This window comes from Paenibacillus xylanilyticus (genome assembly GCF_009664365.1).
In the GTDB taxonomy this organism is placed as follows: domain Bacteria; phylum Bacillota; class Bacilli; order Paenibacillales; family Paenibacillaceae; genus Paenibacillus; species Paenibacillus xylanilyticus_A.
Genome location: NZ_CP044310.1, coordinates 4,549,931 through 4,563,826 on the forward strand (window position 1 = coordinate 4,549,931; position 13,896 = coordinate 4,563,826).

Genomic DNA, 13,896 nt, shown 5'->3' on the forward strand with positions numbered 1-13,896 from the left:
CTCCCCTCTTAAGAAAGTACACTATAGACTATGTCTCGGGCCGCAATTTGCCTGGGCAGAACGGAAAGTTTTCCGCAGATGCCGGTGGTCAACCCCTATCCTGATTTACTTCTGTTCATTAAGCTGAGTCCATTTCTGAGTCAACTGTGCGGGAACGTAAGCCGACATCTTCGCAAGCAGTTCCGCCGGTTCGGATTCAAGACTCCACAGGCTGAGATGAGAAGTATTCGAAAATCCTTCATGGACACTGTGCTCCACCAGTTTCATCAGAGGTTCGTAATAACCGTTTACATTCAATAAACCAACTGGTTTACGGTGAATACCGATTTGAGCCCAGCACAGCACCTCGAACAATTCCTCAAAGGTGCCCATGCCACCAGGAAGGGCGATAAATCCATCCGACAGTTCCGCCATCGTTGCCTTCCGCTCGTGCATTGTCCCTACTTCAATCAGCTGTGTAAGGCCTCCATGCACAATTTCCCCACGAAATAATCCGGTTGGCATAACGCCAATGACTTCTCCGCCATTCTCCAGAGCTGCATCGGCCACCGCACCCATTAATCCCATGCACGACCCGCCATATACGAGGGAGAATCCGTTATCTGCAATCTGCTTGCCCAAGTTGATGGCCTGCTGTGTATAGTCTGGATGATTCCCAGGGTTGGAACCTGCAAAAACACATATACGTTTCAAAGGGCTTCACTCCTTCTTGTTGTCTATCTCATTAGTATATAACAAGAATGTCATTGCTATGTTACCCCTTCATATGGTCTGGAGACAAAAAAAACCCCGACCGTTTGCAGCCGGCCGGGTTCCCATGTTATTACACATCATTTAGAAGGGGTTGTTACGTTTAATATAAAGGCCGAAGATTAAATCTATATGATCTTTACATGAAATGAATATTAAATATACAAGTCATCTTAGCGTATGCCCCGTCTGGAACGCACAACAAACATATGCTTGTCCTTGCGAAGCAACCGCCCATCTGCAAGCTCGACCTGATCTTCATCATGACGAAGAATCGTCGTGGACAGGGCTACAATTTTGGCCCGCCGCCATATCATGACCTGTGATTTGAAATAGATCGCATTGTCAAACTGAATGGCCTTTTTCATCACATATCCGACCTTATGCACCTCAGAACGTGCTTTCTTCAGAGGAAGGCTCTCTTCAGGGAGAGGTCTAATCATTGCGATATTGTCGAACGACACCTTGATCCGTTTCGGTCCGATTCGAACACAATCCGCTTCTTCATCCCACTCTACCAGGGTCCCCTTCAGTGGCTCCCGTATTCCCGTTGCCCGATATACTGCTACTTTTCGTCCAACCCAATGTCGCAATGTCCTCACCTCCGCTTATCTAGTTTTCCGGTATGGTCCAATCAATCGGTTGAATACCTTTGGAGGTCAGGAAGTCATTGGCTTTGGAGAATGGCCGACTGCCCAGAAAACTACGATGGGCGGCAAGTGGACTGGGGTGTGTTGATTCCAGCACCAGATGTTTATCCCGGTTAATAAAGGCTCCTTTTTTCTGTGCATGACTGCCCCACAGCATGAACACCATCGGTTCCGAACGTTCATTCAACGCACGAATCACTGCGTCAGTGAACTTCTGCCAACCCAGCCCCTGATGAGAATTCGGCTGGCCCTCGCGTACCGTAAGTACATTGTTAAGCAGCAATACACCTTGTTCCGCCCAGTGCACCAAGTACCCGTGTTTCGGAATTGGCAATCCCAGATCTGCATGAAGTTCCTTATATATATTTAGCAGTGAAGGCGGAATGCGTACACCTGGCATAACCGAAAAGCTCAGTCCATGGGCCTGTCCAGCTCCGTGATATGGATCCTGACCCAGAATGACCGCTTTGACCTGATGATAAGGGGTAAGTTTGAGCGCGGAGAACAGATTTTCTTTGGACGGATATACCGTTTGTGTTTTGTATTCTCCCGCTAATGCATAACGTATATCGTTAAAATACTCCGATTCAATCTCTTCTCTAAGCACTGTGTCCCAATCGTTTCCAAACATATGTATGAGCTCCTTTCCCTGATGAAAACATACCCGTGCCGCCAGAAAGCTCTGGATGCCCTTGTGCTGAGCCTGATTCAAGGCTCACAAACTATCCATCATTTTAACATACCTCCGGGCAGCAGGCCAGAAATGTGCTGTAGGGTCATGTCTGCTCAGATTCTGACTGGTATCCTCTGATTATTCTATAAGCCATTTTCATGAGCTATAAACTAAAAAAACAAGCCCCCGGATGGCTAAACCAACCGGGGACCCGTTTTTATTTATGCATCCACTTTGCGAAAGCCCATGCACTGCTTTTGCTTAGTACTTGATCAAATCCAGTGTTTCGTCGAACAGGAAACCTTGCTCCTCGATCTTGCTTTCATTGCCGACAACGCAGCGATTGCCTTGTTCCAGAATTGCAGCTACGAGGGCAGCCGAATCAACGATATGGGCTTCCGTTGTACTCAGCACTTCATCGCGCTCCTGCTGCAGATCTGCTTCGGTAACGTTGGACAAGTAGCATTCCAGTGAGAAATTCCCTTCCGAATACGGTGTTCTCGGGGTATCCAGATCCTGGATGGCACCGATAATATACCGCGTCATTTCACGTTCATCCGCTTTGAAATTTTGTAAATACTGCGGAATGTCTTCATACACTTTGTACGTTTTCTCCAGGTTAGGGTCTCTGTATGAGGCCAGATAGCTGTCCCCATTGCGTCTAAAACCACTCATGCAGCCGTAAGCACCACCCTTGGCCCGGATATTCGTCCACAGATAATCAAGAGACAGGATCCCCTGAAGAACCCGCAGCGAGCCTGTATACTGGAAGCCCTTGGTGAGGAAGTTGCCTGTCTGAACAACATATTGCACTTCCGAAGGGGACTTGAAGCCTTCATTATGATGAACCTCCTGGAATTGAGCAGGCTCCTTCGCCACATCATGTGTATACAGCTTGGATTTCAGGTCAGACACCTGCTGCTCCAATCCTTCATACCCTTTCTCATCTGCAGTATAGCTGACAAGCAGCAGTTCAGGTCGGAAGATCATGCCTGTCAATTCTTGAAGACGAGCAGCAAGCTCTTCTTTTCTCTCATCATAGTTCGCCTGGAGCTCTTCAAGCCATTGATAAAAGGCAATTCCACTCACAGCTTCCCGGAAGGCAGCCACCGCTGAATGTTTGGCAGAGGATCTGCCCATGGCCGCAGAATGTCCGCTATTGATCAAGCTGCGCTGCAGCTGCCCCTTCAGTTGGGAAATGATCTCATACAAGCGCTTCGAGTCGTCGAAGCGGGAAGTCAGAATGATCTCTTTGATCATGTCAAACGCAAATCCCAGCTTGCTGTACAAAACCTTCGCCCCGAATTCAAAGTGAGCCCGGTACGCGTTGTACTGTTTCGCATCAGCACTCGCACCTACGCTTGCACTGATTCCGCCAGAGTGGATATGGATTTCATTGGATAACTCGTTGAACGAGAAATTCTTCGTATCCACATAACCGAGTACACTTTTCAGCAGACCGGCATAAGGCAGCAGATGCTGCGGGATCTCTTTGACATCGAATAAAAGCTTCAGATAACCAATCCCGTTGGTGTATAGATTGTGATGCAGGATCGTTGTGCCCTCTACCGTCTTCAGGGTTTGGTACAGGGTGGATGCCTTGGGTTCGATATCTTCAATCGACAAGGTCGGAATAACCTGCTGCTGTTCTTTGGTCGAAGGCTCATTTTGATAATCCGCAAGCTCTTTCGTTTTTTGCACCAATTCTGCGATTTCGGTTTCATTTAGACTGGACTGATAGGATTTCAACCGAGTACGCAGCGCTTCTTCCTTCCGCTGGTTCAGCCCTTTATCCGGAGTTACGGCAACAAATGAGGTATGTGTATTTTTCAATAGATACTGCTCAATCAACTGCTCGAAGTATCCTTCATTCATTTTGGTTCGCAGCGTCGCAAATACGTCATTGGCCTCCAGGTGTGCAAATGGCGCCTGATCATCATAGAGCCAGCTCTGAAGTGTATAGAAGCCATAGATGAGCCCTTTCGGCATTCTTCCAAAATCAGCTTCACGATGGTTGAATTCATAAGAGTTAATGCCCGCGAGCAGCGCCTTGGGATCAATCCCTTCCTTCACCACACGCTGAAGCACTTCCTGCACAGTATCCAAAAATACCTGCTTGCTCTCCAGGTTACTCTTCTTCAAACCGATGGTTAGTACAGGCTGATACAGGCTGTCGTCATACGAGCCATAGACTTCCTTGGCAATTCCCTTATCCAGCAATGCCTGCTTCAGAACAGCTCCTGGCGCACTCAGAAGCGCATACTGCAATATTTGAAAGGCAATGTTCAATTCCTGATCAAGCGTGGTTCCAATGACGGCATTATACGTCAAAAAGCTGTTATCCACTTCCGACTCCGTACTTCCCGCGGAATAGGTTTTGACCACATCCACCCGCTCGCTGAAGGCTTCCTGTACCCCAATCTCCGAGTCTGTCTCGATCCGATCGTACTGGTTCAGATAGGTTTCATCCAGCCATTTCAGCTTCTCTTCCATATCCATATCGCCGTACAGGTATATGTAGCTGTTCGAAGGATGGTAGTACTTCGTGTGGAAATCGAGCAAGCCCTGGTAGGTCAGATCCGTGATCTCATCCGGAATGCCTCCAGACTCGCAGGAATAGGTGGTATCCGGGAAAAGTGAGTTCAGGACGGCTCTGCGTACAACACGCTCCGGTGAGGAAAATGCCCCTTTCATCTCGTTGTACACCACACCGTTATATGTCAATTCATCCTCTGGCGAGGCCAGATTGTAGTTCCAGCCCTCTTGCAGGAATATTTTCTCATTCTCATAAATATTGGTGTTCAGTACCGCATCCAGATAAATATCCATCAAGTTGTGGAAGTCATGATCATTGCGGCTGGCGATCGGGTAGATCGTTTTGTCCGGGTACGTCATTGCATTCAGAAAGGTATTCAGTGAACCCTTCAACAGCTCCACGAAGGAGTCCTTTGCCGGGAACTTCTTGGACCCGCACAGTACGGAATGCTCCAATATGTGAGGTACACCTGTATTGTCACTCGGAGGTGTTCTAAACCCGATACTGAATACTTTGTTGTCATCCTCGCTCGATAAAACGACAATTCTGGCACCTGACTTTTTGTGTTCAAGCAGGTAACCATCTGATTTCAGTTCCTCCATCCTGCGTTCCTGTAAAACCTGGTAAGGCTGAAGTTGTTTCAACATATGCTGATCCTCCATCAAAAGAAATTTATTTTGCTTCCTTGAGTTCCGCAAGATAAAGGTAATTTATGCCTATGGATAGTATACACCATCGTTTCATGTCTTCCTAACTTACAGCCAGAGGCAACTAGACATCTCCTGATATGTATTATGTACAATTTCGGTTTATGAACCCGAAAGGCAGGGAATTTCTATTCAATATGCTAAAAATGGGTATAAAAAAAGATCGCACCGACAGCTTGTTCAACAAGCGTCATGCGATCTTTTAAGGATGCCGAGGACCGGGATCGAACCGGTACGGTAGTCACCTACCGCAGGATTTTAAGTCCTGTGCGTCTGCCAATTCCGCCACCCCGGCATATGTATGTATTACTTCATCACTTGAGGCGACAAGAAATATCTTATCATAGGATTGAACATTATGCAACATATAATTTATTTTTTTTAATACGACCATAAAAAAAGTGAAAAGGCACTACCAGCGTCAGCTGGCAGTGCCTAGAAAGTCCGAGTTGCGGTCCCGGACTTTCTATAAACCATCTATATTAAGGGAGGTGTGAGATCATAATACCGCCCCAACATTAAAGAAACCTAAAATCAGGCTTAAATTAAACTAAAAAGTTGCAAGAACCTTGTTCTACGCATCTTCCCCCTTCACAATCGGTGCAATGCGGGCAGCATCCTCCTCACTGCATTCCACCACGATAAGGAAGTGATCCTCAAGAAGCCACTGCTCATAATACTGAGCATCCTCTTCAGCAATGCCGGCTTCTGCCAGAGTAAGAACGAGATCATCCGTTTCTCCTCCAATTTCATTACCAGCCAGTCGGCGAACCGCTTTGCCTGCAGAGATCGTCTGATCCATGCGTTTTCCCAATGCTGCGAGTACACCCTTGAAGACGCCGAATGCACCATTTGTACCAGCACCCTTCAACGGTTTGTCCAGACCTGCCTTTTCGCTGATCAAATCAAGATCCAAATGCTCCTTCGCCACAACCCCCATCGCTTCCGCTTCTAACCCTGCTTCCTTGAGCTTATTAAGCATGATAATCGCTTCGTTCTCCGTTTGAACCAGTCCAACCAATAATTGTGTCATTCCGTTCCCTCCCTATTAGGACATGTTATAACCCAAAACGTTAATCCGTCTTGGCATCAAGGCTTTAATCAAACTATCTATTTCATAAGTCAATTCACCTAAACCTGAAAGATTTATTTCTTTTCTGGAAATCCATACCTAGTTCTGATAGACTAGATAAAGAAGCCAAATTAACCATTGAAATTATTGACATATTAAGCAACCATCTCATAACCAGGAGCAATGTCTTATGAAAAAAGAGGTAGAAATTGCCATTCGTCGTAATCAACAAATTGTTGTTCGCAATAACAGCGGTCAGACGGTGACCGGATTTCCCGAGCGTTCTGCTGACTCATCCATTCTTACCCTGCGTACGGTCCAGGGAAACCTTTGGATTCCTTTTGATGAGGTTGAGCAGGTTACCCGCCTACTGAGTATCCGTTCCCATCATATGAAGGGCCTGCAGTTGAGTATTGCAGATCTATAGCTCTATCGCTGATTAAAACCAAAAACCAGACCCTCTCGGGTCTGGTTTTTGGTTTGTTCTATGGGTCTAAATTTTTAAGCTACTTCACAACAAACTTTACCCGTGTTCCATCCGGATATGTACTCAGCTGATTGCCAACCCATGAACCCGCTCCGCGGTTGTCCTTGGGCGTAATGTACTCGATATCTGCATTTGACCCGCCTTCAGCACACATGGCCATGGGCCACTCATCCCGATCCTTCCCTTTCTTCACGGGTACACCCTTGAGTGACAGGTCACGATTGGCTTCTGCGCCCTCACGATCAATCGTGCATACATCCGAGTGCCCTGCCTTGATGGCGTCCTTGATATGCTTCGCCGTCTCCGGATACCGATCAGAGGGAAAGGTGATGGTGTGATCCACACCCTGACTGCTCCCTTTAAACGGGGATGGCAGATCCAGCGGCAATTCTCCCTCATACCAGGCAAAGACAGCCAGAACCACCAGCGTTACCAGCGTAATAAACGATTTCTTCAGATTGCTCCAGCCTTTGTTTTTCTTCTTCCTTGTGCGCTTCCTCTTCATGCTGTCTCCCCCGTTCCCTCTTGCATTATACCAGAACGTTCGTTCGTGAAACAATACCAAAAAGACAGTCCGTAATACCACGAACTGTCTTCTTCCCGTTTATTCTTATGAACCGCTTGTTATCCCACATGCGGGATAACCTGCTGCCTTAACAGGGGTAGTGTCACATGGAAATGCGTTCCCTGCCCTGGTACACTCTCTACAGCAATGTCCCCCTGCATCAATTCAAGCAGTTCCTTACAGATGGCCAATCCCAGTCCACTGCCACCAAATCTGCGGGCATGAGACACATCTGTCTGGGTGAATGCCTCAAATAATTGATGTAACTTCTCCTCAGGAATCCCGATTCCCGTATCACTTACGGTAAATAACAAGGTAATGGAGTCGCCGTGCTGCTCCTTCACATCAAGCTGCAGTAACACTTCACCTTGCTCTGTGAACTTGATCGCATTGCTCAACAGGTTATCCAGTACCTGACGCAGACGCAGCGGATCCCCGACCAAAACATCCGGTACCTGCATATCGGCCTGACAGCGCAATTGAACCTTCTTCTGTTCAGCCGCAGGCTCGTGCGTTCTAACGATCTGTTGAATGAGCTTGAGGGGCTGAAATTCGATCTGTTCAACTTGCATCTTGCCGCGCCCGAGCTTCGCCATGTCGAGACTGTTATTCACAATATTGAGCAGGGCTTCACCAGACTGACGGGCAAGGTCCAAGTATTCTTCCTGCTCCTCACTGATTTCACCCATGCTCGTTAACTCGATCATGCCCATAATTCCATTGAGCGGTGTGCGCAGTTCATGATTTAATTTTCCGATAAACTCCAGGTGTCCCCTGCTGTTCATCTCCGCCATCCTGGCCGCCCTGCGAAGCTGCTCTTCGGCATATTTCCGTTCAGAGATGTCATATTGGATGCCAACAAAGAAGAGACACTGTCCCTCATCATCAAATATAGGATCAATGTTCAATTCGTTCCAGAATGGTTGACCACTTTTGGTATAGTTCAAAATATCAATTTTAATGGACTCCTGCCGATTAAGCGCCTTACGAATTTGGCTTACAGTTTCGGGATCCGTGTCCCTGCCCTGAAGGAATCGGCAGTTCTGTCCAACGACTTCTTCAAAGGTATATCCTGTCAGAGCAGTGAACTGTTCATTGACATATATCAATGGCTGCTCTGATGAAGTTGCATCGACCACAGTTACGGAAGATTTAAGCTTGGATATTAAAAACTCCCACTGAATGGGTATGGAGTGCTTATTTTGGATGCTCATGCTTCCCCTCCTGTTTTCTTGTGGTCCGTTGCATCAAATAAATATATAATTAGAATGATAACAAATGGGTCTTGGATCAATCGAAATCAATATATTTAATTGTAACACATTATTCAAATGATGTGGTTTGTGGGTAAAATACGCTTAACTCACACCAATCCGTCAGGAGGAACACATCATGAAATTTCTGTTGATTGTTATTATTGTTATTCTGGTATTATATTTCTTCACTAGACGCAGACGTCGTTAATTTCAATCCGGGTCATGCAAACAAGGAAGGAAGATCGGGCATGAGAACCCTCTTTTTTATTTTCATGACACTTTGCATTATCAATCTCTGTTTTCCCAAATTCGGATGGTATCTCCGTTATGGATGGATTTCCAGAGGAGAGTCCGAACCCAGTAAGCCTTATATGACGTTCACCCGCTTGACTAGTTTGGTTATGCTGATTATTGCTTTTACACTCGCATCAGCTTGAAGAGCATATACTTATGAAGCAGTTGTCCATCTGGATCACTGCTTTTTGGGCTATCAATGAACAAAAAATGATAATTTTATTTGTGGTGCATTGCCCTCCATCCCTTTACTATTAGTATTGTTATTCAGCCAAGTACTGAATATATATGAACCTAGAAAGGGCATCTATGCATGAACATCATATTCTACCCATACTGGGCTGCAAAGACATTCCTATCCTTTATTGATGTATTATATATCATGGTGATCACATTACTGGTCTATGGACAGACTGGATCTGTGCTCTATGCTGCACTATTTCCTTTCATTCAGATGATGGCACGAATTGCATCCGCCTTAAGCTCTCCCTGGCTTGTGGGACGTTTCGCGGTGACCAAACTGCTTATTGGCATTCCTGCAGCAAAGACGCTAATATTCACCGGCATTGCCATATCACTTACTTACCTGACTTTACATATCCCGGTCTTACTGGCCGTTATCGCCGTTCTTTCCTTACTGGAGGGCTGGGAGTCTCTGGTGCTTGATACCATTACCCCTCGCCTTGTTGTACTAGACGAAGAGCTCGTAAAAACGAAACGCCTGATATCCTTCTCCTGCCAAACTGCAGCCATTGTTGGATATGCGATAGCCGGTTTGGTTGTCAGTCACTGGGGAGCTTTAACGACATTCTGGACGGCTGCAGCCATGTCATGGGCCAGCTTGACGCTTATGGTCGCCATCGGTTTACTATTGGACGACACTGCTAAAAAGGAAGACCTCAGACATCTTGAACGTCCTAAACGAAATGTCCTCCGGGATGGTCTGTTATTGACTGGAGCCTTCGGCGTGTCTGCCCTCTTGTTTGAATGGGTTGCGGATGAGTCGGGAATCTGGCTGGTCTATCTCATCGGAGGAGCCGTGCTAGTTCTTTCATTTATATTTTCTTCCGGAGTAATTCAAGCACGCCAGCAGCGCCGCTCGATCCGAGCGTAAGCATTTGGGAATAAATTAAAAGACGAGCAGATCTCTGCTCGTCCCAGGCTGTTCCGAACATTGGCGGAACAGCCTACTTTTTAACCATATGCACTGGTCGGTTCATTATCTAATCTAACGGGTAATCGGTGAGCGGCTTGCCTTGCTTGTAATATAAAGTCGGGGACAGGATGTTGAAGAAAATATGTGCATCAGAAAGGCCTTCGTCTGCCAGAATACCATGGATGGAAGATGCAATGCGATTGTGAATTTCCTGATCACGCTGGAACATCAGGATCTCAATCGAGGCTGGAGATGGGGTGAGAGCTTGTACATCATAACGCTCTGCCTTCAATCTTTCTCGGGGAATATTACAAATGAGAGCCATCTGCTCCGTAATCCGGGGGACAGTTTCCTCCAATTGATGACCTGTGAATCCTCTAAAGCGAATAAACGGCATTACGATCCCTTCAATCTCTAAATTTAGTCTCTTATGTGATTTTAAGCACATTGTTTTCGCTTGTCAAATGCATGGCTCGCTGATACTGCTGACTTCTCTTATCTACTTAGGAAAGGCCCCGCTGAGATCTCAGCAGGGCCTTGAATGATCCTTCCATTCTGTTACAAGGTACGAATTAACACCAGAACGATTTCGTGATGATGACGAGCAGAATGAAGAGTACCAGAATTGCAGCAGTAGAAGTACACATACCGTATCCTACTCCACCAACATTGTTACAACCGTATCCAACTTGACTCATTTGATTGGCCTCCTTTGAATTTCAAGGTATGCCATAACATATGCCAATTCAGCACGATTGACCGGGCATATCCCCAATCCGCTACGCCCAATCCGAATTAACTATTCCAGGCAAAATACACTGATATTCAAGTCAGCTGCCATCCAGTCCTGCCCCGTCCTCACTGACTTCAGGTCAACAATTCGGGTCCGAGTATCGTCTCTCGATTCGATCAAAATATCGCCACTCGGAGCGATGCAGTAGGCTATTGGAATGCTAATGTCCGAGTCCCGATAAGCTCCATCAGCATGGCTTGTCCCCATGATCACACACTGCTGTGCAATCGCAATTTGCCTAGCCTCCTCCAGCCATTCCGCATATTGCTCCTCACTGAACATCCCAACACCGATGGAATGCATGATCAGATGAATCTGCCCATCAGACTCCTTACGAAAACCCTGCCGCACCAATTCGTCACACAACAGAGTACCGATAACCCAGCCATCCTCCTCAACCGTAGTGGCAGGTGTGTATTTAGCCTTTTCAAGCACGATGTCTCCTGCCTTATTCATAATGATGGCTCGATCCTTGGGTTTCTCATCCAATCTGCGGTGTCCGGACACAATCATCGTTTCATACGTTGCAGCCAACCTACAGGCTTCTTCCACATTCTGATTCAGATAACCCTCTGGATACAGCACAATATCCACATCAGGGTTGGATCTAAGTTCCCTTTCCAATTGGTTAAGGGCTGGCTCCAGTTTCGGTTGTCCAATCAGGATTTTCATCTCGCGTGTCCCCCATTCATGAATAAAAGTATAAACGATCAGCTTTCCAAACTTTGAAGCAGCGAACGTGCTTCTTCATGATCAGGCTCCATCACAAGTACTTCTCGGGTGTAGTTCAGGGCTTCGTTTTCGAGCTCCAGCTCATAACAGCACACGGCCAAATCGTATAATACTGCCGAACTGCCCTTCACTCCATCTGCTTCCAGAGCAAGCTCAAGAAAATGTTTCGCGTCTTCATACATCCCCATTTCATTCAGCAATTGCCCTGCTAGAAATGCAATATCCCCCATATGTTCCATTGTGTAATAGGAGGACCACATTATCTGAATTCCATGCTGGATATCCAACATCTCTTCATCACTTGCCTCAGGAAGAAGATCAGAGATTCTCTGGGCACTATGTATCAAAAATTCGGCATCATACCTGCCCAAACGCCAAAAGGGCAACAGCTGCTTGAGTTCCATTCTGCTTAGCTGATGGTCGAACCATTCTTTTATACTGAAAAAGTCGTCTGGTCCAAAACGCTCAATCTCTCGCAGATAGGCCAGTCTTATATTTACGTAGCTCATTGGCTCTTCTACCATCAACATACATCCGATATTCAGATCTTTGTAATGATGTGATGTAAAACGAACATGCGCTCCGCGCTGCTCAAAAACATGTTGAATGGCATGATAGTTCGCCGTCAACGAGAAGCTGCCATGGAGAACAAATTCAGGCGGCTCCGCAAATTTCCAATGATCCAGTCGATGATCCCCTTTATCAGCTGTAATTAGCACAAACCCGGATTGGGATAATGTCTCCAGCCGTTCCAGGCAAGCAAGTCCCGCGGCCGGGAACAAAATATGGGAGTCTTCCAGTTCTTCCTGATATAGCGATATGACATCTCGATACGGAAAGTCCGGTTTACTGTACTCCGGTGCCGGACGATACACATAACTCAGCTCCATGTTTTTCAACATTTCATTAGGCTGAAGATTCGTTGAAACGCCGGCATTCGATATCATAACGTCACATTCGAAGATCTGCCCTTCACCAACATATATCAATTCTTGAGGAATACTATCAAAGAAGTAGTTGGCAATAATCAGTATGGGCTGACCCAGCTCACCCTGGCGAATAACCGTACCCGCTACCGTCAAATTTAATTCCGTGTCCTGCATGGCATCAAATTGTGCAAAATCAAGCAATCCCTGCTCGATCAGTGGTTGCATGGACGGATGATTCCTCCACCCCGTAACATTGTCAGCAGCAAGATCCGTCATTACATAACGAAAGGATGGCAGCGTTGTTGCAGCATAGTCCCTGAGCTCGCATAGTTTGGTCACAATTTGAAAAGCCAAGCGTCCTACGCCAGCACCTAGCTCAAGAATGGTTACCGTCTCTGATGTCTGTCCCTTAGCGGCCAAGTCTTGAAGGAAACCAAAGATCACTTCCGCGTATGCAGTCGCAATCATGGGATTACTTGTAATGTATTGCGGAACCTGATTATCCGTCCAGGCCTGCAGCCCTTGCTGCTCATAATACGCTCGCTGCCATTCCCATACTGGAGCCTCACTGAAACGGAAGCGCTGTCCATCATTTTCAATCATGTCATCTAAAACCCGCTTTCTGTCCATAAATTCATTGGTTTTCATTATATCATAAGCCTGACACAACCCGAGAAATTCAGTACTTCCCCATTTATAAAAAAAGCCTACCTTATCAGGCAGGCAGTGATGACCCCAAACTTTTTCAGTCTCGGTCATCATTTAAAAGCTCTATTGAACTTCAGCAAGCAGGTACACGATTAGTCGGAGTACAATGCTCCATCAAAGTTCTCCGGACCTACACGAATGGTACCCAGCAAGTTCGAGCTGATAAAAGCGGTGTACGTCAGTTGCGGAAGAACTGGCGGGTTGTAATCATCCGCGGAGAACGTAATAACCTGAGGTGCCAGAACGCTCAAGTTGAACGTGGACGTTGCGGAGTAAACAATCGGATCCGTTGGTGCGGTACCACGCACTACCGTAATTGTGATTCCAACGAGTGCCAAGGGAAGCTGCACGGATACCGTACCTTTCATCTGCACACGCGGATTCGCTCCCATGCCGGCTGTCGTCACCAAACCAATCTGTCCAAACAATTGCGGCGTATTTACCACAAGAATAGGAACAGCTATGGAGTTAGCCAAGCTGGCATTCTGCGAGGTTCTCGCATCAATAAATTGACTCATGAAATCTACCTCCTATGGTTGGAATAGGATAGTATATGCGAGATGATAGAAATGGCATGGACAGACAAGG

Annotated in this window: 15 protein-coding genes and 1 tRNA gene; 3 read left to right on the top strand and 13 right to left on the bottom strand. The window is 46.6% G+C overall.

Annotated elements, in window-relative coordinates; translation table 11 throughout:
- Positions 1-105: 105 nt before the first annotated feature.
- The 6 genes from F4V51_RS20240 to F4V51_RS20265 form a co-directional block, all read right to left on the bottom strand.
- Complete coding sequence (locus F4V51_RS20240) at positions 106-693, bottom strand: LOG family protein (protein ID WP_127537821.1); 588 nt, start codon at positions 691-693, stop codon at positions 106-108.
- Between the two features lie 230 nt (positions 694-923).
- Positions 924-1,343, bottom strand: coding sequence for a hypothetical protein (locus tag F4V51_RS20245; RefSeq protein ID WP_095290057.1), 420 nt, complete (start codon positions 1,341-1,343; stop codon positions 924-926).
- Positions 1,344-1,362: 19 nt separating this feature from the next.
- Positions 1,363-2,037, bottom strand: a complete 675-nt coding sequence (gene ung / locus F4V51_RS20250) for a uracil-DNA glycosylase (protein ID WP_268893550.1) — start codon at positions 2,035-2,037, stop codon at positions 1,363-1,365.
- 297 nt (positions 2,038-2,334) lie between these two features.
- The gene (locus F4V51_RS20255) at positions 2,335-5,256 is read right to left on the bottom strand and encodes an insulinase family protein (protein ID WP_153979393.1); all 2,922 of its coding nucleotides are present in this window, start codon (positions 5,254-5,256) and stop codon (positions 2,335-2,337) included.
- Positions 5,257-5,525: 269 nt separating this feature from the next.
- Positions 5,526-5,611 (bottom strand) — tRNA-Leu (locus F4V51_RS20260).
- A 279-nt stretch (positions 5,612-5,890) separates the two neighbouring features.
- On the bottom strand, positions 5,891-6,349 hold the full coding sequence (locus tag F4V51_RS20265; RefSeq protein ID WP_153979394.1) for a general stress protein: 459 nt from the start codon (positions 6,347-6,349) through the stop codon (positions 5,891-5,893).
- A gap of 229 nt (positions 6,350-6,578) precedes the next feature.
- On the opposite strand from F4V51_RS20265, the gene F4V51_RS20270 reads away from it, so the two are divergent.
- On the top strand, positions 6,579-6,815 hold the full coding sequence (locus tag F4V51_RS20270; protein ID WP_153979395.1) for a hypothetical protein: 237 nt from the start codon (positions 6,579-6,581) through the stop codon (positions 6,813-6,815).
- A gap of 79 nt (positions 6,816-6,894) precedes the next feature.
- On the opposite strand, the gene F4V51_RS20275 is transcribed toward F4V51_RS20270, so the two are convergent.
- Positions 6,895-7,380, bottom strand: a complete 486-nt coding sequence (locus F4V51_RS20275; RefSeq protein ID WP_153979396.1) for a NucA/NucB deoxyribonuclease domain-containing protein — start codon at positions 7,378-7,380, stop codon at positions 6,895-6,897.
- Positions 7,381-7,499: 119 nt separating this feature from the next.
- Entirely contained in the window at positions 7,500-8,654 is a 1,155-nt protein-coding gene (locus F4V51_RS20280) for a sensor histidine kinase (RefSeq protein WP_153979397.1), read from the bottom strand.
- A 290-nt stretch (positions 8,655-8,944) separates the two neighbouring features.
- Between F4V51_RS20280 and F4V51_RS29400 the strand changes: the two genes are divergently transcribed.
- Together F4V51_RS29400 and F4V51_RS20285 are read left to right on the top strand one after the other, a co-directional pair.
- On the top strand, positions 8,945-9,133 hold the full coding sequence (locus tag F4V51_RS29400) for a DUF6199 family natural product biosynthesis protein (protein ID WP_095290179.1): 189 nt from the start codon (positions 8,945-8,947) through the stop codon (positions 9,131-9,133).
- A 170-nt stretch (positions 9,134-9,303) separates the two neighbouring features.
- Positions 9,304-10,104, top strand: a complete 801-nt coding sequence (locus F4V51_RS20285; RefSeq protein ID WP_153979398.1) for an MFS transporter — start codon at positions 9,304-9,306, stop codon at positions 10,102-10,104.
- Positions 10,105-10,213: 109 nt separating this feature from the next.
- Here F4V51_RS20285 and F4V51_RS20290 read toward each other — a convergent pair whose 3' ends face one another.
- The 5 genes from F4V51_RS20290 to F4V51_RS20310 form a co-directional block, all read right to left on the bottom strand.
- Positions 10,214-10,543, bottom strand: a complete 330-nt coding sequence (locus F4V51_RS20290; protein ID WP_095359425.1) for a DUF1904 family protein — start codon at positions 10,541-10,543, stop codon at positions 10,214-10,216.
- A 175-nt stretch (positions 10,544-10,718) separates the two neighbouring features.
- On the bottom strand, positions 10,719-10,844 hold the full coding sequence (locus F4V51_RS20295) for a sporulation protein YjcZ (RefSeq protein WP_095359426.1): 126 nt from the start codon (positions 10,842-10,844) through the stop codon (positions 10,719-10,721).
- A gap of 101 nt (positions 10,845-10,945) precedes the next feature.
- A complete protein-coding gene (locus F4V51_RS20300) occupies positions 10,946-11,611 on the bottom strand; it encodes a carbon-nitrogen hydrolase family protein (protein WP_201281165.1) in 666 nt (221 codons plus the stop codon).
- A gap of 38 nt (positions 11,612-11,649) precedes the next feature.
- Positions 11,650-13,203 (bottom strand): tetratricopeptide repeat protein, encoded by a 1,554-nt coding sequence (locus tag F4V51_RS20305; RefSeq protein ID WP_153979399.1) that lies wholly within the window; start codon positions 13,201-13,203, stop codon positions 11,650-11,652.
- Positions 13,204-13,400: 197 nt separating this feature from the next.
- Complete coding sequence (locus tag F4V51_RS20310; protein WP_153979400.1) at positions 13,401-13,826, bottom strand: hypothetical protein; 426 nt, start codon at positions 13,824-13,826, stop codon at positions 13,401-13,403.
- Positions 13,827-13,896 lie beyond the last annotated feature (70 nt).

Excerpts from the sequence above, each read along its gene's own strand:
- F4V51_RS20255 (WP_153979393.1), bottom strand. The coding sequence starts at position 5,256 with ATGTTGAAACAACTTCAGCCTTACCAGGTTTTACAGGAACGCAGGATG.
- F4V51_RS20265 (WP_153979394.1), bottom strand. The coding sequence starts at position 6,349 with ATGACACAATTATTGGTTGGACTGGTTCAAACGGAGAACGAAGCGATT.
- F4V51_RS20270 (WP_153979395.1), top strand. The coding sequence starts at position 6,579 with ATGAAAAAAGAGGTAGAAATTGCCATTCGTCGTAATCAACAAATTGTT.
- F4V51_RS20275 (WP_153979396.1), bottom strand. The coding sequence starts at position 7,380 with ATGAAGAGGAAGCGCACAAGGAAGAAGAAAAACAAAGGCTGGAGCAAT.
- F4V51_RS20280 (WP_153979397.1), bottom strand. The coding sequence starts at position 8,654 with ATGAGCATCCAAAATAAGCACTCCATACCCATTCAGTGGGAGTTTTTA.
- F4V51_RS29400 (WP_095290179.1), top strand. The coding sequence starts at position 8,945 with ATGAGAACCCTCTTTTTTATTTTCATGACACTTTGCATTATCAATCTC.
- F4V51_RS20285 (WP_153979398.1), top strand. The coding sequence starts at position 9,304 with ATGAACATCATATTCTACCCATACTGGGCTGCAAAGACATTCCTATCC.
- F4V51_RS20290 (WP_095359425.1), bottom strand. The coding sequence starts at position 10,543 with ATGCCGTTTATTCGCTTTAGAGGATTCACAGGTCATCAATTGGAGGAA.
- F4V51_RS20295 (WP_095359426.1), bottom strand. The coding sequence starts at position 10,844 with ATGAGTCAAGTTGGATACGGTTGTAACAATGTTGGTGGAGTAGGATAC.
- F4V51_RS20300 (WP_201281165.1), bottom strand. The coding sequence starts at position 11,611 with ATGAAAATCCTGATTGGACAACCGAAACTGGAGCCAGCCCTTAACCAA.
- F4V51_RS20305 (WP_153979399.1), bottom strand. The coding sequence starts at position 13,203 with ATGATTGAAAATGATGGACAGCGCTTCCGTTTCAGTGAGGCTCCAGTA.
- F4V51_RS20310 (WP_153979400.1), bottom strand. The coding sequence starts at position 13,826 with ATGAGTCAATTTATTGATGCGAGAACCTCGCAGAATGCCAGCTTGGCT.